General features: G+C 70.8%; 21 protein-coding genes and 1 riboswitch. Of the genes, 9 read left to right on the top strand and 12 right to left on the bottom strand.

What is annotated here, in order from left to right; genetic code table 11:
* Window positions 1–329 precede the first annotated feature (329 nt).
* Both cdgB and ABZV77_RS36665 read left to right on the top strand, forming a co-directional pair.
* Window positions 330–1,967, top strand: coding sequence for a diguanylate cyclase CdgB (gene cdgB, locus ABZV77_RS36670; RefSeq protein WP_150217750.1), 1,638 nt, complete (start codon window positions 330–332; stop codon window positions 1,965–1,967).
* Between the two features lie 87 nt (window positions 1,968–2,054).
* Window positions 2,055–3,047, top strand: a complete 993-nt coding sequence (locus ABZV77_RS36665) for a carbohydrate-binding protein (RefSeq protein ID WP_356266673.1) — start codon at window positions 2,055–2,057, stop codon at window positions 3,045–3,047.
* A 20-nt stretch (window positions 3,048–3,067) separates the two neighbouring features.
* On the opposite strand, the gene ABZV77_RS36660 is transcribed toward ABZV77_RS36665, so the two are convergent.
* The 5 genes from ABZV77_RS36660 to ABZV77_RS36640 all read right to left on the bottom strand — a co-directional run bounded on the left by ABZV77_RS36660 (window position 3,068) and on the right by ABZV77_RS36640 (window position 8,972).
* Window positions 3,068–3,916 carry a class II fructose-bisphosphate aldolase gene (locus ABZV77_RS36660; protein WP_356266672.1) on the bottom strand — a complete coding sequence of 283 codons (849 nt, stop codon included), beginning with the start codon at window positions 3,914–3,916 and terminating at the stop codon, window positions 3,068–3,070.
* Window positions 3,917–3,950: 34 nt separating this feature from the next.
* Window positions 3,951–4,886: a 1-phosphofructokinase family hexose kinase gene (locus ABZV77_RS36655; protein WP_356266670.1), complete on the bottom strand. Its 936-nt coding sequence runs from the start codon at window positions 4,884–4,886 to the stop codon at window positions 3,951–3,953.
* A 125-nt stretch (window positions 4,887–5,011) separates the two neighbouring features.
* Window positions 5,012–6,151: an N-acetylglucosamine-6-phosphate deacetylase gene (nagA, locus tag ABZV77_RS36650; RefSeq protein ID WP_356266668.1), complete on the bottom strand. Its 1,140-nt coding sequence runs from the start codon at window positions 6,149–6,151 to the stop codon at window positions 5,012–5,014.
* Complete coding sequence (locus tag ABZV77_RS36645) at window positions 6,151–7,164, bottom strand: ROK family protein (RefSeq protein ID WP_356266666.1); 1,014 nt, start codon at window positions 7,162–7,164, stop codon at window positions 6,151–6,153. The genes nagA and ABZV77_RS36645 overlap by 1 nt, the downstream gene beginning before the upstream one ends.
* Window positions 7,165–8,078: 914 nt before the next feature.
* The gene (locus ABZV77_RS36640) at window positions 8,079–8,972 is read right to left on the bottom strand and encodes a sugar isomerase (RefSeq protein ID WP_356266664.1); all 894 of its coding nucleotides are present in this window, start codon (window positions 8,970–8,972) and stop codon (window positions 8,079–8,081) included.
* 355 nt (window positions 8,973–9,327) lie between these two features.
* Between ABZV77_RS36640 and ABZV77_RS36635 the strand changes: the two genes are divergently transcribed.
* The 3 genes from ABZV77_RS36635 to otsB are packed head-to-tail and all read left to right on the top strand — an operon-like array spanning window position 9,328 to window position 11,707.
* The gene (locus ABZV77_RS36635; RefSeq protein ID WP_356266908.1) at window positions 9,328–10,545 is read left to right on the top strand and encodes an extracellular solute-binding protein; all 1,218 of its coding nucleotides are present in this window, start codon (window positions 9,328–9,330) and stop codon (window positions 10,543–10,545) included.
* 9 nt (window positions 10,546–10,554) lie between these two features.
* Window positions 10,555–10,833: a DUF3263 domain-containing protein gene (locus tag ABZV77_RS36630; RefSeq protein WP_356266662.1), complete on the top strand. Its 279-nt coding sequence runs from the start codon at window positions 10,555–10,557 to the stop codon at window positions 10,831–10,833.
* A gap of 19 nt (window positions 10,834–10,852) precedes the next feature.
* A complete protein-coding gene (gene otsB / locus ABZV77_RS36625) occupies window positions 10,853–11,707 on the top strand; it encodes a trehalose-phosphatase (RefSeq protein WP_356266661.1) in 855 nt (284 codons plus the stop codon).
* Window positions 11,708–11,715: 8 nt separating this feature from the next.
* Here the strand turns inward: otsB and ABZV77_RS36620 are convergent, their stop codons facing one another.
* The 4 genes from ABZV77_RS36620 to ABZV77_RS36605 form a co-directional block, all read right to left on the bottom strand.
* Complete coding sequence (locus ABZV77_RS36620; RefSeq protein ID WP_356266659.1) at window positions 11,716–13,230, bottom strand: right-handed parallel beta-helix repeat-containing protein; 1,515 nt, start codon at window positions 13,228–13,230, stop codon at window positions 11,716–11,718.
* 72 nt (window positions 13,231–13,302) lie between these two features.
* The gene (locus ABZV77_RS36615; protein ID WP_356266657.1) at window positions 13,303–14,718 is read right to left on the bottom strand and encodes a trehalose-6-phosphate synthase; all 1,416 of its coding nucleotides are present in this window, start codon (window positions 14,716–14,718) and stop codon (window positions 13,303–13,305) included.
* A 98-nt stretch (window positions 14,719–14,816) separates the two neighbouring features.
* Window positions 14,817–16,925: a hypothetical protein gene (locus tag ABZV77_RS36610; protein ID WP_356266655.1), complete on the bottom strand. Its 2,109-nt coding sequence runs from the start codon at window positions 16,923–16,925 to the stop codon at window positions 14,817–14,819.
* An 80-nt stretch (window positions 16,926–17,005) separates the two neighbouring features.
* Window positions 17,006–17,950, bottom strand: a complete 945-nt coding sequence (locus ABZV77_RS36605) for a glucosyl-3-phosphoglycerate synthase (RefSeq protein ID WP_356266653.1) — start codon at window positions 17,948–17,950, stop codon at window positions 17,006–17,008.
* Window positions 17,951–18,105: 155 nt separating this feature from the next.
* A riboswitch (SAM riboswitch) is annotated at window positions 18,106–18,279 on the top strand.
* Window positions 18,280–18,296: 17 nt separating this feature from the next.
* On the opposite strand from ABZV77_RS36605, the gene thrC reads away from it, so the two are divergent.
* The 4 genes from thrC to groL all read left to right on the top strand — a co-directional run bounded on the left by thrC (window position 18,297) and on the right by groL (window position 22,530).
* The gene (gene thrC / locus ABZV77_RS36600; RefSeq protein WP_356266651.1) at window positions 18,297–19,592 is read left to right on the top strand and encodes a threonine synthase; all 1,296 of its coding nucleotides are present in this window, start codon (window positions 18,297–18,299) and stop codon (window positions 19,590–19,592) included.
* 96 nt (window positions 19,593–19,688) lie between these two features.
* Complete coding sequence (locus tag ABZV77_RS36595; RefSeq protein ID WP_306333740.1) at window positions 19,689–19,964, top strand: MoaD/ThiS family protein; 276 nt, start codon at window positions 19,689–19,691, stop codon at window positions 19,962–19,964.
* A 419-nt stretch (window positions 19,965–20,383) separates the two neighbouring features.
* Complete coding sequence (locus ABZV77_RS36590) at window positions 20,384–20,587, top strand: cold-shock protein (protein ID WP_005315736.1); 204 nt, start codon at window positions 20,384–20,386, stop codon at window positions 20,585–20,587.
* A gap of 317 nt (window positions 20,588–20,904) precedes the next feature.
* A complete protein-coding gene (groL, locus tag ABZV77_RS36585) occupies window positions 20,905–22,530 on the top strand; it encodes a chaperonin GroEL (protein WP_356266648.1) in 1,626 nt (541 codons plus the stop codon).
* A gap of 93 nt (window positions 22,531–22,623) precedes the next feature.
* Here the strand turns inward: groL and ABZV77_RS36580 are convergent, their stop codons facing one another.
* The 3 genes from ABZV77_RS36580 to ABZV77_RS36570 form a co-directional block, all read right to left on the bottom strand.
* Window positions 22,624–22,884 (bottom strand): Txe/YoeB family addiction module toxin, encoded by a 261-nt coding sequence (locus ABZV77_RS36580; protein ID WP_356266646.1) that lies wholly within the window; start codon window positions 22,882–22,884, stop codon window positions 22,624–22,626.
* Window positions 22,881–23,132 carry a type II toxin-antitoxin system prevent-host-death family antitoxin gene (locus tag ABZV77_RS36575; RefSeq protein ID WP_356266644.1) on the bottom strand — a complete coding sequence of 84 codons (252 nt, stop codon included), beginning with the start codon at window positions 23,130–23,132 and terminating at the stop codon, window positions 22,881–22,883. The genes ABZV77_RS36580 and ABZV77_RS36575 overlap by 4 nt, the downstream gene beginning before the upstream one ends.
* 76 nt (window positions 23,133–23,208) lie before the next feature.
* Window positions 23,209–24,489 carry a hypothetical protein gene (locus ABZV77_RS36570; RefSeq protein ID WP_356266642.1) on the bottom strand — a complete coding sequence of 427 codons (1,281 nt, stop codon included), beginning with the start codon at window positions 24,487–24,489 and terminating at the stop codon, window positions 23,209–23,211.
* Window positions 24,490–24,889: the final 400 nt, after the last annotated feature.

The following is a 24,889-nucleotide window of genomic DNA, read 5'->3' as shown; positions in this document are numbered from 1 at the left end:
GCTTGCGCGGGCCGGGTTCCGCGGGCCGGGTAAAGACTTCAGCGGACTCGGCAAAGTTGGCACGCAGTGCCGCGCGATGCGGTGGACTAGTCCAAGGGACTGGACCAACGGCGGCTTCTCACCTGTGACTTGAGTCACAGGACCCATATTTTGTTGACCCTGTGTACCGAGTGAGCAGCTCGCTGTGATTCAGTGACGGTGGCAATAAGACACTGAGGGCACAAAGGCGCAAGGTCATCGAAGACCATCGCCGACAGAGGTCCACACCGAAGAACACTGCGGGCGCTGCGCATCCTGGAGTTGCTGTCGAGGTCTCGGGGAGAACGAGCATGGAGACCGAGTCGGAGCCGTACGTCCGTCTTGCGACCCTGCGGCAGCTGCACCAGGTGGTAGCGGAGCTGAACACGGCCCGGAGCCTGGCGGACACGCTGCAGACCGTCGCCGACGGCGTCGTCAACGGCCTTGGCTACGAGCTGGCCTGCGTCAATCTCGTGCGCCCCGACGGCGACCTGGTCGTCGCCGCCTTCGCGGGCAACCCCTCCGCCGAGGCCCTCATCACCGGACGCGTCGGCTCCCGCGACGCCTGGGAGCGCCGCCTCGCCATGGGCGAGGCCTGGGGGGCCCTGCGCTTCATCTCGTACACCGAGGGCTGGGTCCTCGACGACGACGACGTCCCGCAGTGGTACACGGAAGGGCCCGAGCCCCGCTTCGAGGACGAGTGGCACCCCTCGGACCGCCTCTTCGCCCCCATGTACGCGACCGGGGCAGCCGGTGGCGAGCTGCTCGGCGTGATCTCCGTGGACCGGCCGCGCAACGGCCGCAGGCCCGGCGCCTGGGGCCGCGAGGCCCTGCAGATGTACGCCTTCCAGGCCGCCATCGCGATCAGCAACGCCCGCCTGCGGGCCAACATGCAGCGCGCCCTGGTCCGCCTGGAGCGCGAACAGCAGGCACTGCGGGCCAGCGAGGAGAGCTTCCGGCAGGCCTTCGAGTACGCGCCGTCCGGCATGGCCATCGCCGAGATGGGCGGCGACCAGCACGGGCGGATCCTGCGCACGAACGACGCGCTCTGTCGCCTTTTGGGAAGGCCCGCGTCGGCCATGCGGCGCTACTCGTTCTCCGACCTCGTGCACCCCGAGGACATCGGTACGCTCCTGCGCACCTCCGCCGAGGGCGGCCGCGCCGAACTGCGGCTCGCGCGGCGCGACGGGACGTACGTATGGGTGTCGCTGCGCAACTCCGTCGTCGCGGACGCCGCCGACGGGCCGCGCTTCCTCCTCACGCACGTCGAGGACATCGAGGACCGCAAGCGCCGCGAGCTGCAGCTCGCCCACCGGGCCAGCCACGACTCTCTCACCGGACTGCCCAACTCCGCCGAGCTCCGCGCCCGCCTCAGCGCCCGTCTCTGTCGCAGGCCCCACGCGGGCCAGCCCAGCGCGGTGGACTCCCTGGACGCCGCCTACGAACACGGCTTCGACTTCGGGCACACCTCGCACCAGCAGGAAGAAGGCTTCGACCACCACGTCCACACCGTCGCCCCCGAGGGCGGGGACGACGACGTGGACGACGGCACGAAGGGCCTCGCGGTCCTCTTCTGCGACCTCGACGGCTTCAAGTCCATCAACGACCGGTTCGGCCACCACACCGGCGACGCCGTCCTCATCGAGGTCGCAAGGCGCCTGACCAGCGGGGTCCGGGACGGGGACACGGTGGCGCGGCTCGGCGGCGACGAGTTCGTGGTCCTGGCCGACGGGCTCGGCCGCGCCGACGCGCAGGACCTCGCCGTCCGGCTGCGGAACGCGATCATCCCGCCGATCCGGGTCGACGGAAGGGCAGTGCGCGTAGGGGCCAGTTTCGGCATCGGATGGGCCCACTGCGGGATGTCCGCCGACGAAGTGTTGCACTCCGCTGACCAGCGGATGTACGTGGAGAAACGGTCACGTGCCAAGCAGCACAGGCGGGCCGGATAGCGACCTGGATGAGGCCAACGCCACCCCTTGGCCGTACTGGGACCGGGTAGGCTCCCCGCGTCAGCGATGTGAGGGAGTGACCAGGGAATGACGCCCGGCAATAACGGCGAGAACACGCCGAGCGCGCCGCAGGGCGACGACGATCCGTTCGGCTACCTGTACGAGGACGGACAGGCCGCCGGTGCGACCCCGCCCAGCGGTGGGGGCGGCTACGGGTACCCGGGTCCCCGGTCCTCGTACAACCAGGTCCGAGCGGTCGGCGACCGGCGGCCGGCGTACGGCCAGCAGACCTACGGCGGCCAGCAGGCGTACGGCCAGCAGGTCCCGCAGCAGACCCAGCAGCAGGCCTACGGCCAGCCCAACGCCCACTACACCGCCCCCGAGGCGCAGCCCGGCGGCGCACCCGCCGCGGCGCCGCAGTACGCGCCCGCGGACGGCGGCCGCGGCAGGGGCCCCAACACCAAGGGGCTGCTGATCGCCGCCATCGCCGTGGTGGCGGTCGTCGCCATCGGCATCGGCGCCGCGATGATCTTCGGCGGCGGGGACAAGAAGGACGAGGGCGCGGACGCGGGCGGCAAGCCGTCGCAGGCCGAGTCCGTCCAGCCCAGCGAGAAGCCGGAGAAGAAGCCCGACAAGAAGGTCAAGCTGCCCGAGACGGACGCGAAGGCCCTGAAGCTGGAGGGCGGCACGAGCACGGCGTCCGACATCGAAGGCGCCAAGGCCGCGGGCGGGGTCTACGTGGCCGGGTTCGACAAGGTCGGCGCCCAGGTGACGTGGACCGTCAACGGCATCCCCAAGGCCGGGGCGTACAGCCTCCGCGTGAACTACGGAGTCCCGGGCAAGGACTCCAACGCCACCATCCTCGTCAACGGCAAGAAGCAGACTCGTCCCCTGAACATGAAGAACTTCGCGCACGGGGAAGAGGGGAACTGGGAGAAGGGCTGGACCAACACCTGGGCGGTGGTCCAGCTCACCAAGGGCACCAACACCGTCACGCTCACCTGCGCCCAGAGCGACCTGTGCGGGACGACCGGGGCGAACATCGACCAGATGTGGCTCGTAGAGGGCAGCAACGGCTGACTACTGGTTACCGGTAACGGCTACTTCAGCAGCCCCAGGAATCCCGCCACCGTCCCGGCCATCGCCTCGCGGGCCGGGGCGAGGTATTTCCGGGGGTCGACGCCCGTCTCGTGGGCGTCGAGGTAGGCGCGGACCTCGCCCGTGAACGCGGTGTTGAGGGCCGTGCCCACGTTGATCTTCACCATGCCGGACGTGATGGCCTGCCGGATCTCGTCGTCCGGCACGCCGCTCGAACCGTGCAGCACCAGGGGCACGGGCACGGCCGCCGCGAGGGAGCCGATCAGCTCGTGGTCCAGGGCCGCCGTGCGCTCCGTCATGGCGTGCGAGGAGCCCACCGCCACCGCGAGGGCGTCCACGCCCGTCTCCGCGACGTACGCGGCCGCCTCCGCCGGATCGGTCCGCACCCCCGGCGCGTGCGCGTCCAGCGGCGCCTCACCCTCCTTGCCGCCCACCTTGCCGAGCTCCGCCTCGATCCAGATGCCGCGCTCGTGGCCCCAGCGGACGGCGTCCGCCGTCGCCTTCACGTTCTCGCCGTACGACAGCTTCGACGCGTCGAACATCACCGAGCTGAAGCCCTCGGGGTGCGCGGCCCGCAGGAGTTCGACGTCCATCACGTGGTCCAGGTGGAGCGCGAGGCGGGCCGAGGAGGCGCGGGCCACCGCCGACGTCGCCGCGGCTATCGCGGACAGGCGGCCGCCGTGGAACTTCACCGCGTTCTCGGATATCTGCAGGATCGCGGGGGCCCCGGCCCGCTCCGCGCCCAGCGCGACCGCCTCCGCGTGCTCCAGGGTGATGACGTTGAACGCGGCGACGCCGTGACCCGCGGCGCGGGCCTCCGCGACGAGTTCGCCGGTGCTGACCAGTGGCACGGTGCTCCCCAATTGCTGTAGGCGGTGCGGCGGTTCAGGCCGCGGTGACCTGCCCGGTCACCGCGACACGAGGCAGCAGATCTCTGTACGTAGAGGGGTCGAACTCGCCCGCCACCGGCGCCACCACCGTCGCCGCCGACAGGGCCACGGCGCGGGCCAGGCGGTCCGGCCACGGGAGGCGCTCGGCCAGGCCGGAGAGCAGCCCCGCGACCGCCGAGTCGCCCGCGCCGGTCGGATTGCCGCGCACCCGCTTCGGGGGGCGGGCCCGCCAGCCGCCGTCCGCGGTCACCGCGAGGAGTCCTTCGGCGCCGAGCGAGGCGACCACGGCGTGCGCGCCCCTGCGGCGGGCGTCGCGGGTGGCCTGCGCGGGCTCGTGGGAGCCGGTGAGCTCGGCGAGCTCGTCCGCGTTGGGCTTGACGATGTCGGGGCGGGCGGCGACGCCGCGGCGCAGCGGCTCCCCGCTCGTGTCGAGCAGGACGGGGACGCGGGCGGTCCGCGCGGACCGTATGAGGCTGGCGTACGCGCCCACGGGGACGCCGGGGGGCAGGCTGCCGCACAGGGCGACCGCGGTCAGGCCCTCGCGGTGCACCAACTCCTCGTAGGAGTCCAGGAAGGCGGTCCACTCGGCGGGGGTGACGGCCGGGCCCGGCTCGTTGAGCTGGGTGGTGTCGCCGGTCGCCGCGTCGACCACGGCGAGGGTGCGGCGGGTGGCGCCCGCGACCGGGGCGAGGGCGTCCGTGAGGTGCGGTTCGGCGGCGAGGCGCTCGCGCAGGGTGCGGCCGGTGTCGCCGCCCGCGAAGCCGGTGACGGTCACGTCGTGGCCGAGGGCGGCGAGCACGCGGGCGACGTTCAGGCCCTTGCCGCCGGGGCGTTCGGTCACCTCGGTGACGCGGTGCGAGGCGTGCGGGGTGAGGGCGGGGACGCGGTAGGTGATGTCGAGGGCCGCGTTCAACGTGACGGTGAGGATCACTCGTACCACCCCCGAAGTACCTGTACGTGCGGCGTTTTCAGGGTTCTGATCATGCCAAACAGAAGGCGGTTGGCCCAGAGGTGAGGGCCAACCGCCTTGAGTTCAGGAGGGGTTATCAGAAGGGGTTAAACGGGCTCAACCACCCATTCGCCCTTGCGCATCACGCCCTTGACGTCGAAGGACGCGTCCAGGACCACCAGGTCCGCGTCCTTTCCGGGCTCAAGGGAGCCCACCGTGTCGTACTGGCCGAGGAGCTTCGCCGGGTTGGCGGAGATGGCGCGGACGGTGTCCTCGACGGACAGCCCGTCCACGGTCACCGAGCGCTTGAACGCGCGGTCCAGGGTGAGGGTGGAGCCCGCGATCGAGCCGCCCTCGACGAGCCGCGCCACGCTGTCCTTCACCTCCACCTCCAGCGGGCCGAGCATGTAGCGGCCGTCGCCGAAGCCCGCCGCGTCCATCGCGTCGGTGATCAGCGCGACGCGGGAGGCGCCCGCGTGGTGGAAGGCCAGCTCGAAGGAGGCCGGGTGGAGGTGGGTGCCGTCGTTGATCAGCTCGACGGTGATCCGCTCGTCCTCGAGGAGGGCGGCGATCGGTCCTGGGACGCGGTGGCCGAGGCCCGGCATGGCGTTGAAGAGGTGCGTCGCGACGGTGGCGCCCGCGTCGATCGCCTCGACGGTCTGCTCGTACGTGGCGTCCGTGTGGCCGATGGCCGCGATCACGCCGTGCTCGGCGAGCAGCCGCACGGAGTCAAGGCCGCCCGGGAGTTCGGTGGCGAGCGTGACCATCTTGGCGTGGCCGCGGGCCGCGTCGATGAGCTTGCGGACGTCGGCCGGGTCGGGGTCGCGGAGCAGCGTCTCGTCGTGGGCGCCCTTGCGGCACGGAGAGATGAACGGGCCCTCGAAGTGGATGCCCGCGAGGTCGCCCTGCTCGGCGAGCTCGGAGAGCAGCCCGGCCCGCTGGATCAGGAAGTCCATCTCGCCGGTGACGAAGGACGCGGCGACGGTGGTCGTGCCGTGCAGGCGGTGGGTGTGGATGCCCTTCAGCACGTCCTCGACGGTGCCGGAGGTGAAGGAGGCGCCGCCGCCGCCGTGGTTGTGGATGTCGACGAAGCCGGGGACCACCCAGTGGCCGGTGAGGTCGGTCGTCTCCGCGTCCGCGGGAGCGCTCCCGACGATGCGCGTGCCGTCGACGATCACGCGGCCGTTCGTGAGGGTCCCGGTGGGCAGGACCACCTGTGCACCGGCGAGAACCTTGCTAGTGGCCATCAGGTGGATACCTCCGTGGGGTCAATGTCAGTGGGGGTGGTGTTTGTCGGGGCGGTGTCCGTCGGGGTGGTGGCGGTGGGGGTGGTGGCGGTCTTCTCTACGAGGTCCCAGGCCAGCAGACCCGCGCCCAGGCACCCGGCGGTGTCGCCGAGGGCCGCGGGGACGATCTCGGGGAGCGTCTGGAACCGGACGATGCGTGCCGCGACGGCGGCCCGCAGCGGCGTGAACAACGTTTCCCCGGCCTCGGCCAGACCGCCACCGATGATCAGCGTGTGCGGGTCCAGCAGAGTGAGGGCGGTGAGCAGACCGTCGGCCAGGGCGTCGACGGCGTTCCGCCAGACCTCCTCGGCCCGCGGGTCGCCGGACTCCACGGCCTTCGCGCAGTCCGCGGCGTCCGCCTCCGGGTCGCCGCTCGCCTCGGCCCACGCCTTGCTGACCGCGGACGCGGAGGCGAGGCGCTCCAGGCAGCCGTGCTGGCCGCAGCCGCAGGGCGGGCCGCCGGGGCGCACGACGATGTGGCCGATCTCGCCCGCCGAGCCGTGGGCGCCGGGTTCGATGGCGCCGCCGATGCCGATGGCGCCTGCGATGCCGGTGCCGAGGGGGACGAACAGGAACCGGTCGGCGCCCTTGCCCGCGCCGATGCGGCCCTCGGCGAGGCCGCCCGTGCGGACGTCGTGGCCGAGGGCCACGGGGACGCCTTCCAGGCGGGCGCTGAGGAGGTCCCGCAGGGGGACGTCGCTCCAGCCGAGGTTGGCCGCGTAGACGGCTATGCCGCGCTCGGCGTCGACGATGCCGGGGACGGCCACTCCTGCCGCTTCTGCGGGCTCGCCGAAGTGGGCGATGCCGTGGGCGCGGAGGGCCGCGGCGAAGTCGAGGATGCTCTCGACGACTGCGTCGGCGCCGCGGGTGCGGCCTGTCGGGCGGCGCGCCTCGTGCAGCAGCGTGCCGTCCGCCCCTACCAGGGCGGCCTTCATTCCGGTGCCGCCCACATCGAGGGCGATGACGTGTCTCACGGGGGACAGTGTCGCGCGTCACCCGTGAGAGGTCTAGTCCACTTCGGGTACCCGTGTCGGGTCCAAGGTCCTTTTCAGGTGACCTGTCCGCTTGTGAGCCCTGCCCGGGGGGGCGCCGGAACAACCCCACCGCTCCGCGGCGGCCCTTCCCGTTCCTCCGCACCTACGGCCCCCGGTAATACCCCGCCGCTCCGCGGCGGCCCTTCCCGTCACCCCGCACCTACGGCCCCCGGCAACACCCCGCCGCTCCGCGGCGGCCTTCCCACCCGCCCACCCGGCACCCCGCACCTGCGGCCCCGGTAATGCCCCGCCGCTCCGCGGCGATACCCCGCCGCTCCGCGGCGTTTTTCCCACCCGCCCGCCCGTTGCTCTGCACCTGCGACCCCCGGTAATGCCTTGCCGCTCCGCGGCGGCTCCTACGGGGCGGTTCGGTGCGGGGTAAACGGGTGGGTGGGTGGGAGGTCTCCGCCGCGGAGCGGCGGGTCTGGGTTCGCCCCTCCGGGCGGAGAGCCGGGAACCGACGGTGTGGGAGGTTTCCGCCGCGGAGCGGCGGGTCAGGGTTTGCCCCTCCGGGCGGAGAGCCGGGGACCGGTGGTGTGGGCGGCTTCCGGGTTCGTTCGTCCGGGCGGGGAGTCGGGAATCGACGGTGAGGGAGGTCTCCGCCGCGGAGCGGTGGGTCTGGGGTCGTCCCTCCGGGCGGGGAGTCGGGAACCGATGGTGTGGTGGGCGGCTTCCGGGGGCGTCCCTCCGGGCGGGGAGCCGGGGACCGGCGGTCAGGGGAGGTTTCCGGCGCGGAGTGGCGGGACAGGGCGCCGAAGGCCGCCGCCCAGGGCCGGGTGGGGCTCCGTTACCCCCGCCGCCCAGGGCCGGGTGGGGCTTCGGTGCCCCCACCGCCCCGGGCGCCCCCGCCAGACTCAGCTGAGGATCACGCTCCGCGTCAGGTTGCGCGGGTGGTCCGGGTCGTAGCCGCGGGATTCCGCGAGGGCCACGGCGAGGCGCTGGGCGCGGATGAGGTCGGCGAGCGGGTCCGACTCCTGGCGGGCCACCAGTTCGCCGCCGACCCGGGACACGTCCGCCGCCAGACCCTCCGGCAGCGTGCCGAACATCCAGGCCACCCGGCCGGGGCCGGTGATGGAGATGGGGCCGTGGCGGTACTCCATCGCCGGGTAGGACTCCGTCCACGCGCCCGCGGCCTCCCGCATCTTCAGCGCCGCTTCGAGCGCGAGGCCGTACGTCCAGCCGCGGCCGAGGAACGTCCACTGCTCCGCTTCGACGACCGACGCGGGCAGCGGCTCGGTCACCGCGAGCTCCGCGTCGACCGCCGCCTCGTCGAGCGTCTTCAGGCCGGGGATGTGGCCGAGCCCGGCCCGCAGGAAGGCGAAGGCCGTCGTCGCGAAGCGGGTCTGGACGACCGACTCCTCGTCCGCCCAGTCCAGGACCGCCACCGCGTCCGCCGCGTCCATGACGGGGGTCTTCGGGTCGGCCGTGAGCGCGAGCGTCGGGACCGTGCCCTTCAGGCGGGTCAGGAGGTCGAGGACCTCCGTCGTCGTGCCGGAGCGGGTGATCGCCACGACGCGGTCGTAGCTGCGGCCCGCCGGGAACTCCGAGGAGGCGAACGCGTCCGTCTCGCCGAGGCCCGCCGCTTCGCGCAGCGTCGCGTAGGCGATGGCCATGAACCAGGACGTCCCGCAGCCGGTGACGGCGACCCGCTCACCGGGCCTGGGCAGATCGTCGAAGGCGGCGGCCGCTTCCACCGCCCGGCGCCAGCATGCGGGCTGGGTGGCTATTTCTTCTGCGGTACGCGACATGCGCCGAGGCTCCTCGTCAGTGCGGGACTGGTGCGGGGTTTCCGTTGTGCATTTCCGTTGTGCTGTGCATGAACGTGATGTGCATAGCAGCAGCCAGGGGCGGGCTGCAATGGTCGGCCGCCCGGCGGGAGGTCCGCGGGGGCCCGCGGGCGGCGGCGCGGGGGCAGTTGTGGAGGCCGTTGCACAAGTGATACTCGGGTGGTGTAGACCTTGTGTCCGGGCTCGGGGGAAACTCGCAGTTCAGCAGTTCAAGGGCATGGGGGCGCAAAGGCGCCCGGAACGTGGAAGCAATGAGGGTGGGACAGCTGTGCAGCGGCGCGTGACAGGACTGACCGCGGCGGTGGCCGCACTGGGCATGGCGGGCGTACTCGCCGGCTGCGGCGGTCCCGGCGACTCCGGCGACGTCACCCTCAAGCTGGTGGCCGCCGACTACGGCGACTCCGCGGCGAACAGCTCCCAGAAGTACTGGGACAAGGTCGCCAAGGGGTTCGAGGAAGAGAACCCCGGCATCAAGGTCGACGTCACCGTCCACTCCTGGAACGACGTCGACCGCGAGGTCAAGGAGATGGTCAAGAAGGGCGAGGCCCCCGACCTGGCACAGATCGGCGCGTACGCCGACTACGCCGCGCAGGGCAAGCTCTACGAGGCCGACGAGCTCCTCTCCATCGCCACCCAGGCCGACTTCCTGGCCCCCCTCTCGCGCGCCGGAGAGGTCAACCGCATCCAGTACGGCATGCCGTTCGCCTCCTCGACCCGCCTGCTCTTCTACAACACCAAGCTCTTCAAGGACGCGAACCTCACGCCCCCGCAGAGCTGGAGCGAGCTGCAGTCCGACGCGAAGGCGCTGAAGGCGCGCGGCGTGAAGATCCCGTACGCGCTGCCCCTCGGCCCCGAGGAGGCGCCCGCCGAGACGCTGATGTGGATGCTCAGCGGCGGCGGCGGTTACACCGACAACGTCGGCTCGTACGCCATCGACTCCCCGCAGAACGCCAAGACGTTCGACTGGCTCAGGGACGAGCTCGTCGGCAAGGGCCTCACCGGCCCGACGCCGCCCTCGAAGATGAACCGTGCCGAGGCGTTCGCGGCGTTCTCCCGCGGTGAGGTCGGCATGCTCAACGGCCACCCGACGCTGATGAAGATGGCCGCCAAGAAGGGCGTGAAGTTCGGCATGGTGCCGGCGCCCGGCGTCAACGGCAAGGCGCAGGGCACGATGGGCGTCGCCGACTGGATGATGGCGTTCAAGCAGAACGGCCACCGCAAGGAGGTCGGCAAGTTCCTGGACTACGCCTACAGCAAGAAGAACGTGCTGGAGTTCTCGAACGAGTACGACATCCTGCCGGTGACGACCTCCGCGTCCCAGGCGATGGCCAAGGACCGCGGCCACACCGAGCTCGGCAAGTTCCTCGACGAACTGCCGACCTCCGAGCTGTACCCGGTGGGCAAGACGTCCTGGGCGCAGGTCTCGGCCGACATCAAGAAGGACATCGGCAAGACGGTCGGCGAGGGCGGCAACCCCAAGTCGGTGCTGAGCCGGATCCAGAGCCGGGCGATGACCGAGGAGAACGCCGAGTAGCGTGCGGGCATGACCGATCACGAGTCCGACGGACCCGGCGAGCCCGACGTGCCCGATGAGTCCGACGAGCTCTCCGCGCGGGACCGTGCCGTGCTGGCCCTCGAGCGGCGGCAGTGGACGGGGCCGGGAGCCAAGGAGCGTGCCATCCGCGAGGAGCTCGGGATGGTTCCGGTGCGCTACTACCAGATCCTGAACGCCCTCCTCGACGACACGCGGGCGCTCGCCCACGACCCGATTACGGTCAATAGGCTGCGCCGGGTGCGGGAGTCCCGGCGCGACGAGCGCTGACGCGACTATGGTCGGGCCCATGGGTGACCCTACGTACTCACTGTCGGACCGGCCCGAGCCCGTGACACCGGCGGGGCGCGACGGTCTCGCCGCGCTGCTCGCCCGGCCCGAACGGGCCGTCGTGGCACTGGACTTCGACGGCACGCTCGCCCCGATCGTGCCCGACCCCGAGCAGGCGCGCGCCCATCCCGACGCGGCGCCCGTGCTCGCCGCGCTCGCCCCGCGGCTGCGCTCGGTGGCGGTGGTCACGGGCCGCCCCGCGGGCGTCGCCGTGCGGTACGGCGGCTTCGCTGGCGTGCCGGGCCTGGAGCACCTCGTCGTCCTCGGGCACTACGGCGCCGAGCGCTGGGACGCCGTCACCGGCACGGTGCGCGCCGCCGAGCCGCATCCCGGGGTCGCGGCCGTGCGCGCCGAGCTCCCCGGGTTCCTGGACGCGCGCGGCGCCTGGCGCGGCACGTGGATAGAGGAGAAGGGGCGGGCCGTCGCGGTGCACACGCGCCGGGCGCAGGATCCGCAGGCGGCCTTCGAGGCGCTGCGGGAGCCGCTGGGCGAGCTGGCCGCGCGGCACGGCCTGATCGTCGAGCCGGGCCGTCTCGTCCTGGAGCTGCGGCCGCCCGGCATGGACAAGGGCGTGGCCCTCGCCGAGTACCTGCGGGAGGTGGGCGCCGAGTCCGTGCTCTACGCCGGGGACGACCTCGGCGACCTGCCCGCGTTCGGTGCCGTGGAGAAGCTCCGCTCGGACGGGATCGCGGGTCTGCTCGTGTGCAGCGGCAGTTCGGAGGTCGCGGAGCTTGCCGGGCGGGCCGACCTGGTGGTGGACGGTCCCGCCGGAGTGGTGGGGCTGCTGTCGTGGATCGGCGCTCGACTCGACTGATCTCTGGTTCAACTGGACTGATCCGCCCCGATGTTGGGCGGGTTCGGGATCGGATGGCCGAAGTAGTCGTGCGTGGTCCCGTCGGCGGTCGGTGTGCCCGCGCCCCGCGCCGGTGAACCGGGCTTCAGGCGTACGTCGCCGGGGGCGCGCGGCGCGGTGGAGACCAGGCGCGGGTCGGCGTTCACGGCCTTCGGGTCGCGGGGCTGCGCGGTGTTCCAGTACAGGTTGCCCTCGTACGTGCTGACCGTGTCCTTGATGGGGGAGCCCGCGCCGGGCGCGCCGACGAAGACGTTGTCGCGGAAGGTGACGCCGGACGGCCCGTTGTTGGAGACGAGGGCGGTGTCGGAGCGGTCGGTGACGACCGTGTTGCGGTAGACCTGCGTGTCCGTCGACGCGCCGCAGACCACGGAGATCACGGCGTAGGGCGACGCGGTGTTGCGGTCGTTGATGCTGATGTTGTCGTGGACGCGGTTGCCGTCGCTGATCGTGTCCTCGGCGTTGCAGACCAGCAGGAAGCCGCCCTCGTTGTCGTGGCTGTAGTTGTAGCGGTAGACGTTGCGGTTGTTGCCGCCGTCGATGTCGTACGCCATGGAGTCGCGCGTCCCGTGGCCGCCGGTCACCTCGTTGTACTGGTAGACCACGTCATCGGACTGCCAGGCCCACAGCCCCGCGTTGTAGCCGCCGGAGCGCATGTTGAAGCCGTCGACGTAGTTGTGCTCCGCGAGCGCGCCCCTGGCCTTCTGCACGACGATGCCGTCGCCGCCCGCGTCGTACACCTTGTTGCGCCGGAACTGCACGCCGGTGGAGAGCCAGTTGGCGCCCTCGACGTCGCGGCCCCAGGTGGAGGAGGTGGCGATGCCGGTGCGGTCGACGTGGCGCACGGTGGAGTTCTCGACGCGGACGCCGTCGAATCGGGTGGGCTTCGCGCTGCCCTGGACGGTGAAGAGGATGCCGCCGCTGGGGTCGGGGTCCTTGAAGTCGGCGCCGTTCACGTCGTGCACGTCCACCCCGTCGACGACGAAGTGGTGGGCCACGCCGTAGTCGGCCAGCCGGACGTAGAGGCCCGCGCGGCGCTCGGTGGTGGTGGCGGGCCCGGTGTTGGAGAGGTCCAGGTTCCGGATCTCCCACTGTTCGGTGTTGACCAGGTGGAGGGCCGCGCGGGCGCCGCCGCCCTCGATGTGCGGCTTGGCGGCCCGCTTGCTTCCGTACGCGTCGATGAGCACGGGGGCGCCGGCCGCACCCGCACCTTTGGGAGCCAGCACCCCCGTGCAGCTCGTGCCCCGCTTCAGCAGGAGCCGGTCGCCGGGGCCGAAGGCGTGCCCGCTCGCCTTGGCCACCGTGCGCCAGGCCGTCCTCGCGGAGGTGCCGGACGCGGAGTCGTCGCCCGCGGCGCAGTCGACGTAGTGGGTGGCCGCCTTCACTGAGGCGGAGGCGGAGGAGGCACCGGAGGCGGAGGGGGCCAGCGGTGCCGCCGCCGCGGCCAGGACCACGGCTGCCACGATGCTCGTGCGACGCAGAGTCATGCCGTGGACCGTAGTGACGCCCGCGCCCCGGCGCCCATGGACAAACGGAAGGGGTGCTTGGACTGCCCGGGGTCAGCCGGTGAGCGCCCGCAGCTGGTCCAGGAACCACTGCGCGGGCGGCAGCGCCGTCGCCGCCGCCGCGAGCCGCTTGGTGCGTTCGGCGCGCTCGTCCAGTGGCATGAGGAGGCCCGCGTGCAGCGCCTCGGCCGTGGCCGTCACGTCGAAGGGGTTCACGGAGAGGACGTCCTCGGCGAGCTCCTCGTGGGCGCCCGCCTCCCGCGAAAGGACCAGCGCGCAGCCCTCGTCGGAGACGACGGGGACCTCCTTCGCGACGAGGTTCATGCCGTCGCGGATGGGGTTGACCAGGGCCACGTCCGCCATCCGGTAGGCGGCGAGCGAACGCGCGAAGTCGTCCTTGACGTGCAGGACGACCGGGGTCCAGCCCTCCGTGCCGAACGTGGAGTTGATCTCCGCGGCGACCCGCGAGACCTCCTCCGTGTAGTCGCGGTAGACGGCGAGGTCCTGCCGGGACGGGTAGGCGAAGGCGACGTGCACGACGCGCTCGCGCCACTCGGGGCGGGTGTCGAGCAGCTCCCGGTAGGCCAGCAGGCCGCGCACGATGTTCTTGGACAGCTCCGTGCGGTCCACCCGGACGATCAGCCTGCGCCGCTCCCCGTCCTGCTCGCCCGCCTGCTCCCGCAGCGCCCGCATCCGCTCCTCGACGTCGTCCCGCCGCGACCGCTCCCGCAGGAAGTCCGCGTCGGCGCCGAGCCCGTGCACCCCGATCCGGGTGCCCGACGTGCCGCCGACGACCCGCACGCAGCACTCGGTGAACGCGTCCGCCCACCGCCCGGTGAGGAAGCCGAGCCGGTCCGCGCCGAGCATCCCGCGCAGCAGCTGTTCGGCCACGTCGTCGGGGAGCATCCGGAAGTAGTCGGAGGGCGCCCACGGGGTGTGCGAGAAGTGGCCGATGCGCAGGTCCTCGCGGAGTTCGCGGAGCATGCCCGGCACCAGCGCCAGGTGGTAGTCCTGCACCAGGACCGCCGCCCCCGGCGCCGCTTCCCGGGCCAGCGCCTCGGCGAACGCCCGGTTGTACGTCTCGTACGCCGCCCACTGCGCGCGGAACTCCGGCCCGAAGACCGGCTCGAGCGGTGTCTGGTAGAGCATGTGGTGGACGAACCACAGCACCGAGTTCGCGATGCCGTTGTACGCGTCCGCGTGGATCGCCGCGTCGATGTCCAGCATCCGCACGCCGGGCTCCCCGACGCCGCGCCGCACCGCCTCGCGGTCGCCCTCGCCGAGCGCCGCGCACACCCACAGGGCGCTGGGGCCATCGGCGGTGTCGCCGATGGCGCTGAGCCCGGAGACGAGACCGCCGCCGCCGCGCCTGGCGCTCAGCTCCCCGTCCTCTCCCACGCTGTACGAGACGGGGCCGCGGTTGGACGCGACGAGGACGTGCGCTGCTGACGATGCGGACTCGGAGACCATGTGGCAGAACGTAGCCAGTCCCGGAAACCCTCAAACGTACGGCGGCCGGACTCCCTGGGAAGGGGGTCCGGCCGCCGTGCTCCGCTGTGCCGGGCGGGTCAGTCGCGGCGCCCGCGTGCCGCGACGAGCACGAGCACGCCGAGCCCGCACAGCGCGGCCGCGGCCCCGCTGTAGAGCAGGGTCGGGGAGTGGCCCGCCGCGGCGAGCTCACCGCGCGCACGGGGCTGCTGCTTGCCGGGCCGCTGCGCTCCGGACTGCCGCTGCTCGGGCTGTCCGGGCTGCTCCGGTGCCGGTGCGGCCCTGCCCTGCACCCGCTGGGCGAGGATCGCCGTGGTGCAGGGGTCGTCGCCGCCGCGCCGCGTCCTGGCGCAGTTGCTGCCCGGTGCCGTCACGGTGATGACGGTGACCTTGCCGGGGGTGCAGGACACCTTGATCTGCTGGGTGATGGTGACCTTCCCCTTGGCGCGGACGTTGCCCTGCCACACGTAGCTGGAGCCCCGCTTGGTGACCTTGCCCGCACTGGCCACGGGCTTGGTGCCGGGCCGCACGGGCCAGGACGCGGTGGCGCCGATGCGGGGGTCGCGCGACGGGTTGCGCACGGTGATCGTGTTCGTGGTCGAGCCGCATGCGGGGACGACCCGCCGGGCGGGGGAGCTGCCCACGACGACCGGTGGCACGGGCATGTCGATGACCGGCTCGGACGTGCAGTTCGGGTCGGTGCTGCCCTTGTCGCAGTTGGAGCGCGGGGTCTGGACGTCGACGTTGTTGAGCAGCTTGCCGTCGCCGCTGACCGGATCGTTCACGGTGACCGAGTAGGTGACGGTCGCGGTCTCGCCGGGACCGATGTCACCGACGTAACCGATCTTCGGTTTCGTGTACGAGACGGACCCGGTGGAGGCCTTCGCGTCGTGGTTGTACGTCGCGTCGTCGAGGTTGCCGCTCAGGTCGTCGCTGAACTTCGCGCCGGGATAGGGCAGTTTGCTGATGTTCTTCGCCTTGACCGTGTACGTCAGCTTGTCGCCCGGCTGCACCTTCGCGGGCGAGGCGGTCTTGGTGACCTCCAGGTCCGGCACCGGCACGGAGAGCGCCAGCTGGGAGGGGACGTACACGTCGCCGGTGCTGGTGAAGGTCAGCTTCGCCGACGTGGCGCCCACGGGGATCGCCCCGTCCGGCACCTCGAACGCCTTGGCGTCGATGCTCAGGTTGTTGCGGTACTTGGGCTTGACCGCGCCGTCGTCCTCGCTGACGAAGAAGTTGTCGGCCTTGCCCGAGTGCGGCTCGGTGACCGGCTTGCCGTCGACGAGGAACCGGTCGCCCTTGGTGTTCCAGTCGCCCTCGTAAGCGGTCACGCTGGCGTGGATGTCGCCCTCGGTGCGGTAGAAGCCGTCGACGGGGACGGTGGTGGAGCCGTCCGGGGCCGCGGCGCGCCTGGTCGAGCGCTGGATGACGTGGCCGCCCCAGAGGTAGACGTTGCGGCGGTCCGGCGCGTACTGCTCGTTCGGCCCGTCGTACTTGTAGACGACGGTCAGCGACCAGCCGCCGACACAGCCCTGGCCGGACGGCGCCCAGACGTTGCCGACGGCCACCTCGACGGGGCTGCCGGTGGGCGCGCCCTGGAAGGCGTCGGTGACGTCGGCCTCGGCCGTGTAGTAGTGCGGGCCCTGCGTCGCGTTCGGGGAGCGGACCGCGTTCTCGACGTTCACCGTGGACTGGGCGCCGCCGCCGACGCGGATGACCGGGCTCGTGGTGAGCGGGTCGCCGGGGGCCGGGTCCACGGGCTCGTTGCCCTCGCGGTTGAGGTCGCAGATGTCGCGCACGGTCCTGCCGAAGCGGTGCGTGCCCGCGTTGCCGCCCCAGAACAGGCGCGCGTAGTCGACCTGGGCGCCCGGCGGGACGGTCACCCGGCCGGTGCTGGAGTCGAAGGTGCCGGTCAGGCCCGCGGTGTCGATCCGGCGCTCGATGAAGTTGTTGTTGTTCTTGGTGCCCTTGGCCTGCTGGGTCTCCTTGCAGGAGGCGGCCACGTCGGCGGGGCTCGTCGGGCAGTCCAGGACCGTGTTGCCGATGGTCTTGAAGTCCCCGTACAGCGATTCGTCGTAGCGCTTCGCGAAGGGCTCGATGACCTCGGCGGAAGCGGGCGTCGCGGTCGCGGTGAGCACCCCGGCGGCGACGGTGGCGGTGGCGAGCGTCAGTCCGCCCGCTCGCCGCATGGCTCTCATGGCATCTCGTGCCCACATACGTCTGACCCACATAAAAGGGCAATGTAGGCAAAACGGATCATAACCAGCGGTTACGCCACGCGACGGTGCGCATACTCGGCGATATCGGCCATGGGTGGCCGCTCCTCCGTGTCCACCGGATGGGTCCTCGGCTCGAACCCGTGCTCGCCGCGGACGAACTGCGTCAGCTCGGGACGTACGAGATGCCCGCGCGCGAGCCGCAGCTGCGCCGTCCGGTAGATCGCCGCCGCCATCCGCCCGAGCGCCTGCCCGTCCTGGTGCCGGTGCCTGCGCACCCCCACGTCGACCTGCGCCAGCGCGTCCAGGCCCACGGTATGCAGCGCGTCCACGAGCAGGCCGAGCTCCACGCCGTACCCGACGGGGAACGGCAGCCGCTCCAGGAGCGACCTGCGGGCCGCGTACTCACCGCCCAGCGGCTGTACGAAACCGGCCAACTGCGGCCAGTGCATGTTCAGCAGCGGCCGCGCCATCAGCTCGGTGACCCGGCCGCCCTGCCCGGCGGCCCCGGCCAGCGGACGGTCGTACATCGCCTTCACGAACGCCACGTCCGGGTCGGTGAGCAGCGGGCCCACGATGCCGGAGACGAAGTCCGCCGAGAAGTCCCGCAGGTCCGCGTCGACGAACGCCACGATGTCGCCGCCCGTCACCAGCAGCGAGCGCCACAGCACCTCGCCCTTGCCCGGGACCGCGGGCACGCGCGGCAGGATCGCGTCACGGTGGACGACCTTGGCGCCCGCGGCCGCGGCGACCTCGGCGGTACGGTCGCCGGAGCCGGAGTCGATCACCACGAGCTCGTCGACCAGCGGGACCTTCTCCATCAGCTCACGACGGATCTCGGCGACGATCTCGCCGACCGTCCCCTCCTCGTCGAGCGCGGGCAGCACGACGCTCACCGACGCGCCGCCCGCACGTTTTGCGGCGGCCAGTCGGTCCCGCGGGCGGTCGGCGACGGACCAGGAACGCCTGCTCAGCCAGTGCTCGACCTCTTCCAGCACGGTCGTGGTCCTCCCATATGTGATCCATCTCGCGGTTCGGACGACTATCTCAAGGGTCCGGGGCTTCGGTTACAGTCTTGAACAACGCCGGTGACCATCGCATGTCGGGGTCGCCGCCGCGTTGAGATCGACAACTGAAACCCATAATCGAATACCGCTCATCCAGAGGGGCAGAGGGATACGGCCCGTTGAAGCCCCGGCAACCACCCAGCCGCCACGCGTCGGTAGACGCATTCGTCACCGTGTGCGCAGTAAGCGCCGCGAGGCTCCCGGCTCGGGAAGGTGCCAATTCCGTCTCGTGGCGAGATGCGTCGCGAGGAAGATGAGGAGAAAGGGCCTCGCCTCCATGGCTGTGCAGACTGTCGCCACCGAAAGCACCACCTCTTCCGTAGACCTCGGGCCCGCCTCCGGCCTCTCCTGCCGTGAGTGCGGCACCAAGTTCCCGCTCGGTCCGATCTTCGCCTGTGCCGAGTGTTTCGGTCCCCTCGAAGTCGCGTACGACCTGCCGCTCGGCGACCCGGAAGCCCTCCGCAAGCAGATCGAGTCGGGCCCCGCCAACATCTGGCGCTACGCCCCCCTCCTGCCCGTCCCCGCCGACGTGGCCGACAAGCCCAACCTGAACCCGGGCTGGACCAAGCTCGTCAAGGCCGACAACCTCGCCGCGGCGCTCGGCATCGAACAGGGCAAGCTGTTCGTCAAGGACGACTCCGGCAACCCCACGCACTCCTTCAAGGACCGCGTCGTCGCGCAGGCGCTCGAAGCGGCGCGCGCCTTCGGCTTCACCACCCTGTCGTGCTCCTCCACCGGCAACCTCGCGGGCGCCGTCGGCGCCGCCGCGGCCCGCGCCGGTTTCCGCTCCTGCGTGTTCATCCCGCACGACCTGGAGCAGGGCAAGGTCGTCATGGCCGCGGTGTACGGCGGCGAGCTCGTCGGCATCGAGGGCAACTACGACGACGTGAACCGTTTCTGCTCCGAGCTCATCGGCGACCCGCTGGGCGAGGGCTGGGGCTTCGTCAACGTCAACCTGCGGCCGTACTACGGCGAGGGCTCCAAGACCCTCGCGTACGAGATCTGCGAGCAGCTCGGCTGGCAGCTGCCCGACCAGCTCGTCATCCCGATCGCCTCCGGCTCGCAGCTCACGAAGATCGACAAGGGGCTCAAGGAGCTCATCGCCCTCGGTCTCGTCGAGGACAAGCCCTACAAGATCTTCGGCGCGCAGGCCGAGGGCTGCTCGCCGGTGTCGGCGGCCTTCAAGGCGGGCCAGGACGTGGTCCGCCCGCAGAAGCCGAACACCATCGCGAAGTCGCTGGCGATCGGCAACCCGGCCGACGGGCCTTACGTGCTGGACATCGCGCGGCGCACGGGTGGTGCGGTGGAGGACGTGAACGACGAGCAGGTGGTCGAAGCGATCGAGCTGCTCGCTCGGAGTGAGGGGATCTTCGCGGAGACCGCCGGGGGCGTGACGGTCGGCGTGACCAAGAAGCTGGTCGACGCCGGGCTCATCGACCCGAACCTCACCACCGTGGTGCTGAACACCGGGGACGGTCTGAAGACCCTCGACGCGGTCGCCGAGAGGTCTCAGGCGACCGCGACGATCAAGCCGAGCCTCGACGCGTTTCGCTCCGCGGGTCTTGCCGGATAGGTCGTAGCTTCCCTGCGGGCCCGCTGTGGCTGGTCGCGCAGTTCCCCGCGCCCCTTCCAGGGGCGCCGTCTCCCCCGAACCTCTGAGGTGAACACCATGAGCGTCAACGTCCGGATCCCCACCATTCTCCGCACCTACACCGACGGCAAGTCCGAGGTCGCCGCCGAGGGGGCGAACCTCGGGGAGGTCATCGCCGACCTGGAGAAGAACCACACCGGCATCGCCGCCCGCGTCCTGGACGACCAGGGCAAGCTGCGCCGCTTCGTCAACGTGTACGTGAACGACGACGACGTCCGTTTTGAGCAGGGCCTGGAGACGGCCACTCCGGACGGCGCCGGCGTCTCGATCATTCCCGCCGTCGCCGGCGGCTGAATCTTTACGCAAGCACCCTGCGTTATCTGAATTGCCCCCTCCGCGAGAGAAACGGAGGGGGCAATTCTGCATGGTTGAGCGCGGTACAGTTGGGAAGCGTGCTTCGCCGTCAGTGCCGAGTGCATATACGAAGTCGGCCTGGAGCCGACAAGAAGTAGCCAAAGAGCGCTGCCCATTTGATCCTTATGCGGCATTTGCCTGGCCCGACTTGCCCTGACTTCCGGTGAATTCTCCGCATATTACCGATCGCGCGTGCCCAGAATTCTCGTCCGATTGACCTGTTGCAGACGGCAGTTGGACAGATACATTCAGCGGCGGTCGACGCGTTCCGGCGCACACCCCTACCAGTGGGGGGTGAGGTCTGACCCGGGTCCGCGAAGTGCGGTCCTGTGCAAGGGCCAGTAATAGGGGAGTTAGGCATGGCTCAGGGCACCGTCAAGTGGTTCAACGCGGAGAAGGGGTACGGCTTCATCGCGGTCGACGGTGGTGCGGATGTTTTCGTCCACTACAGCGCGATCCAGATGGACGGTTACCGCACCCTTGAAGAAGGTCAGCGAGTCGAGTTCGAGATCTCGCAGGGCCAGAAGGGTCCGCAGGCGGACATGGTCAAGCTCGCCGTCTAGCTCGGCGCGACCGACCACCGAAGCAAGCATCGCGAGGGGCTCGTATCCCATCTGGGGTACGGGCCCCTCGTGTGCGTCCGGGGTGTCCGGGGTAGGCCAGGGGCCTGTCCGGGATCTGCGAGAGGCGCTTGCACTCGCAGGGGTCGAGTGCTAATCATTGGGCTTAGCACTCTCCCAGTGAGAGTGACAGAACTTGGATCGGACCGGTGAGGTCCGCAGGCCGAGTGGGGCAAGGAACCACAAGGGCTGCAGGCCGTCCGTCGCGGGCACCCCACGATCCGTTTGTGTTTCCACCGCGTCCGGGAGGACCACTTCACATGGCCAAGATCATCGCGTTCGACGAGGAGGCACGGCGCGGCCTCGAGCGCGGCATGAACCAGCTCGCCGACGCCGTCAAGGTGACCCTGGGCCCCAAGGGTCGCAACGTCGTCCTCGAGAAGAAGTGGGGCGCCCCCACGATCACCAACGATGGTGTTTCCATCGCCAAGGAGATCGAGCTCGAGGACCCGTACGAGAAGATCGGCGCCGAGCTGGTCAAGGAGGTCGCGAAGAAGACGGACGACGTCGCCGGTGACGGCACGACGACCGCGACCGTCCTGGCCCAGGCCCTGGTGCGCGAGGGTCTGCGCAACGTGGCCGCTGGTGCCAACCCGATGGCCCTCAAGCGCGGCATCGAGAAGGCCGTCGAGGCCGTCTCCGGCGCCCTCCTTGAGCAGGCGAAGGATGTCGAGACCAAGGAGCAGATCGCTTCCACGGCCTCCATCTCCGCCGCCGACACCCAGATCGGCGAGCTCATCGCCGAGGCGATGGACAAGGTCGGCAAGGAAGGCGTCATCACCGTCGAGGAGTCGCAGACCTTCGGGCTCGAGCTTGAGCTCACCGAGGGCATGCGCTTCGACAAGGGCTACATCTCGGCGTACTTCGCCACCGACATGGAGCGTATGGAGGCGTCGCTCGACGACCCGTACATCCTGATCGTCAACTCGAAGATCTCGAACGTGAAGGACCTCCTTCCGCTCCTCGAGAAGGTCATGCAGTCCGGCAAGCCGCTGCTGATCATCGCCGAGGACGTCGAGGGCGAGGCCCTGTCGACCCTGGTCGTCAACAAGATCCGTGGCACCTTCAAGTCCGTCGCCGTCAAGGCGCCCGGCTTCGGTGACCGCCGCAAGGCCATGCTCGGCGACATCGCCATCCTCACCGGTGGCACCGTCATCTCCGAGGAGGTCGGCCTCAAGCTGGAGAACGCCGGTCTCGACCTGCTCGGCCGCGCCCGCAAGGTCGTCATCACCAAGGACGAGACGACGATCGTCGACGGCTCCGGTGAGAGCGACCAGGTCCAGGGTCGTGTCAACCAGATCCGCGCCGAGATCGAGAACAGCGACTCGGACTACGACCGCGAGAAGCTCCAGGAGCGCCTGGCGAAGCTCGCGGGCGGCGTGGCCGTCATCAAGGCCGGTGCCGCGACCGAGGTCGAGCTCAAGGAGCGCAAGCACCGCATCGAGGACGCCGTTCGCAACGCGAAGGCTGCCGTCGAAGAGGGCATCGTCGCCGGTGGTGGCGTGGCCCTGCTGCAGGCCGCTGCCGTCTTCGAGAAGCTCGAGCTCGACGGTGACGAGGCGACCGGCGCCAACGCCGTGAAGCTCGCCCTGGAGGCACCGCTCAAGCAGATCGCCGTCAACGGTGGTCTCGAGGGTGGCGTCGTCGTGGAGAAGGTCCGCAACCTCACCGTCGGCCACGGCCTCAACGCCGCGACCGGTGAGTACGTGGACATGATCGCCGAGGGCATCCTCGACCCGGCGAAGGTGACGCGCTCTGCCCTGCAGAACGCCGCCTCCATCGCCGCGCTGTTCCTCACCACCGAGGCCGTCATCGCCGACAAGCCGGAGAAGGCGGGCGCTGCCCCGGCCGGCGGCGGCATGCCGGGCGGTGACATGGACTTCTGATCGACCTCTGGTTGATCACGTCCTGACGTACCGAGGGCGGCACTCCTTCTCACGAAGGGGTGCCGCCCTCGGGCGTTTCTCGAACCGGACGCTTCAGCGTTCGTAGTGGTAGCGGCAGGCCGCGATGCGGATTTCGTCCTCGACGACCTTGTAGACGAGCCGGTGCTCGTCCGTGATGCGACGGGACCAGTAACCCTGGAATCCGTGCTTCAGAGGTTCCGGCTTTCCGATGCCCTCGTTGCCGTTGCGGGCGATGTCCTGGAGCAGGGTGTTGATCCGCCTGAGCACCCTGCGGTCCTGGGCCTGCCACCACACGTAATCGGCCCAACTGGATTCGTCCCAGACGAACTTCACTCGGCAAGCTCCCGAACCGTGCCGCCGCCATTCTCCAAGCGGTCGATGGAAGCCAGCAGGCGCCGCGCGTTCTCCGGGCTCCGCAGGAGATAGGCGGTCTCCTTCAGGGACTCGTACTCCGACAGGGCGACGATCACCACCGGTTCGTGTCCCGCGCGGGTCACTATGACCTCCTCGCGGTCGTCCACCACGGCATTCAGCGTCTCGGCGTAGTTGGCCCGGGACTCGGTGGCGGTCATCGTGCGCATGGCGACTCCTTTGGGATGTACAGGATCCTGTACGTACAGGAAAGTGTACGCCAGCTCCCGCTTGGGCGGCCGGAAACTACGGCAGCCGTTCCAGGAGCCAGGTGCAGAGTTCCTCGGTGACCAAGGTGTGGCCCTCGTTCTGGGAGGCGCAGAGGAATTCGTCCAGCTCGCTGTCCTTCTCCGCGGCGTCCGTCACCGGCTCGTACAGCTTCTCGTGGGTGTCGATGTCGCGCAGGGCGATGGCGCTGACCGTCGGCACGAAGCAGTGCTCCCGGATGTCCGCCTCGGAGCGGAGGCCGATCAGGGCCGGGACCTTGTTCAGCTCGTCGGCGAGGATGCCGAAGCCCTCCAGGGTGCCGCCCGGGGCGCCGTCGATCTCCGGCAGTCCGGAGGTGTTGATGTGCGGCCTGCGCAGGGTCACGACCCTCAGCTGTGCGACGAGTTCCTCCTCGCCCGCGGGCTGCGTGTACAGACGCGTGCCGGTGATGGCGATCCCCCTGCCGTGGAAGGCCTGCTCACCGGGGCGTATCCCGTTGCTCTCCCCGATGCGCACCCCGTTGGCCACGCCGATCTTCCTGGGCCGCGACGGCCACCCGCCCACCCGCTCCAGCTCCGCGAGGAACGTGCCGCGCTCCTTGTCCGTCTCCGGGCTGTCCCGCCACTCCGAGATGTGCTGCCACAGCAGTTGCCGTGCGGCCGGGCTGTTCATCTGGTTCGAGAACGCGGCGTTGAGGCTGCGGATGTAGTGCGCGAACGCCTGCAGCGCGATGGGGATCCAGGCGCCGCGGTGCGGGCTGTCGTACGAGAAGTACAGCGCCGTCTGGTGGTCGTTCTCCGGCCCGCCCTCGTGCTCCATCTTCGCCAGCGCGTACCGCGTCACGAGTCCGCCCATGCTGAACCCGCCCACCGTCAGCGGGCGGTCGCCCGTGCGGCGCGCGATCGCCTCCAGGATCGCGGCCCTCGCGACCTCCGCGTTCTCCAGGATCGACGCGCTGCGCTCGTCGAAGCCGAGCAGGATGACGTCATGTCCGCGCCCGTGCAGCGCGCTGATGAACGCGTACGGTCCGCGCTCCAGGATCTCCCAGGAGAAGTCGAGCTCGCTCGGCCCCGAGTTGAAGCCGTCGGCGAGGATGACGGGCCGGACCAGCCCCTTCTTCGGGTCGGCCAGGTACACCCACGCGGTGCCGCCCGGCAACGTCCACGTGTCGTCCGGCGCGGGCGCCTCGGCGGGGGCCTCCCTCGCCTCCTTCGGGCCGGGGGCCAGGGTGATGCGGGCCGCGGCCCCGATCGCTTCGGCCATCTCGCGCTCGTCCAGCTGCTCCAGGTCGGGCTGGGTGGGCTCGTTGGAGTCGGTCATGAGGGTCCCCTCCGGTCGTGCCGCTTCGATGACGTGGGGTGCCATCATCGGTACGCGCGGTGATCGGGGGCAGGGCCTCAACGGCCTTTCGGCCAGGGTGCGTTCGGCCGTTCCCGTGCGAGGGCCGGGAGGGGGTGGAAGCGTTGGCCAAGGGTGACCGGGTGGTACGGGGTGGGGGCGTCCCGGAAGCGGTGGTGCGTCGGCCAAGTGGGGGTGGGTCGGGGGTGTGACTGCTGCCCGTCCGGCGGGGGAAGTATGTCGTGAAGACGACGCGGCGGCTTTGGTGGGCCTGCACCGGATGGTCGCCGGGGCCGCCCGGTTTTTTGCGGAGTGTGGCGGTTCCGGGCCGGGAGTAAAGGGCGCTCCTGCGTCGCGTCGGCTGCGCCGATTCCGCTGCGCT

This window comes from Streptomyces sp. NPDC004732, from assembly GCF_040609235.1.
Lineage (GTDB): Bacteria > Actinomycetota > Actinomycetes > Streptomycetales > Streptomycetaceae > Streptomyces.
The sequence above is the reverse complement of the archived record's forward strand: the minus strand, read 5'-3'. Positions and strand labels throughout refer to the sequence as shown.

Coding starts and splice junctions, on each gene's coding strand:
- cdgB (WP_150217750.1), top strand. CDS start 330: ATGGAGACCGAGTCGGAGCCGTACGTCCGTCTTGCGACCCTGCGGCAG.
- ABZV77_RS36665 (WP_356266673.1), top strand. CDS start 2,055: ATGACGCCCGGCAATAACGGCGAGAACACGCCGAGCGCGCCGCAGGGC.
- nagA (WP_356266668.1), bottom strand. CDS start 6,151: ATGGCCACTAGCAAGGTTCTCGCCGGTGCACAGGTGGTCCTGCCCACC.
- ABZV77_RS36640 (WP_356266664.1), bottom strand. CDS start 8,972: ATGTCGCGTACCGCAGAAGAAATAGCCACCCAGCCCGCATGCTGGCGC.
- ABZV77_RS36635 (WP_356266908.1), top strand. CDS start 9,328: ATGGCGGGCGTACTCGCCGGCTGCGGCGGTCCCGGCGACTCCGGCGAC.
- ABZV77_RS36630 (WP_356266662.1), top strand. CDS start 10,555: ATGACCGATCACGAGTCCGACGGACCCGGCGAGCCCGACGTGCCCGAT.
- otsB (WP_356266661.1), top strand. CDS start 10,853: ATGGGTGACCCTACGTACTCACTGTCGGACCGGCCCGAGCCCGTGACA.
- ABZV77_RS36620 (WP_356266659.1), bottom strand. CDS start 13,230: ATGACTCTGCGTCGCACGAGCATCGTGGCAGCCGTGGTCCTGGCCGCG.
- ABZV77_RS36615 (WP_356266657.1), bottom strand. CDS start 14,718: ATGGTCTCCGAGTCCGCATCGTCAGCAGCGCACGTCCTCGTCGCGTCC.
- ABZV77_RS36610 (WP_356266655.1), bottom strand. CDS start 16,925: ATGCGGCGAGCGGGCGGACTGACGCTCGCCACCGCCACCGTCGCCGCC.
- thrC (WP_356266651.1), top strand. CDS start 18,297: ATGGCTGTGCAGACTGTCGCCACCGAAAGCACCACCTCTTCCGTAGAC.
- ABZV77_RS36595 (WP_306333740.1), top strand. CDS start 19,689: ATGAGCGTCAACGTCCGGATCCCCACCATTCTCCGCACCTACACCGAC.
- ABZV77_RS36590 (WP_005315736.1), top strand. CDS start 20,384: ATGGCTCAGGGCACCGTCAAGTGGTTCAACGCGGAGAAGGGGTACGGC.
- groL (WP_356266648.1), top strand. CDS start 20,905: ATGGCCAAGATCATCGCGTTCGACGAGGAGGCACGGCGCGGCCTCGAG.
- ABZV77_RS36575 (WP_356266644.1), bottom strand. CDS start 23,132: ATGCGCACGATGACCGCCACCGAGTCCCGGGCCAACTACGCCGAGACG.
- ABZV77_RS36570 (WP_356266642.1), bottom strand. CDS start 24,489: ATGACCGACTCCAACGAGCCCACCCAGCCCGACCTGGAGCAGCTGGAC.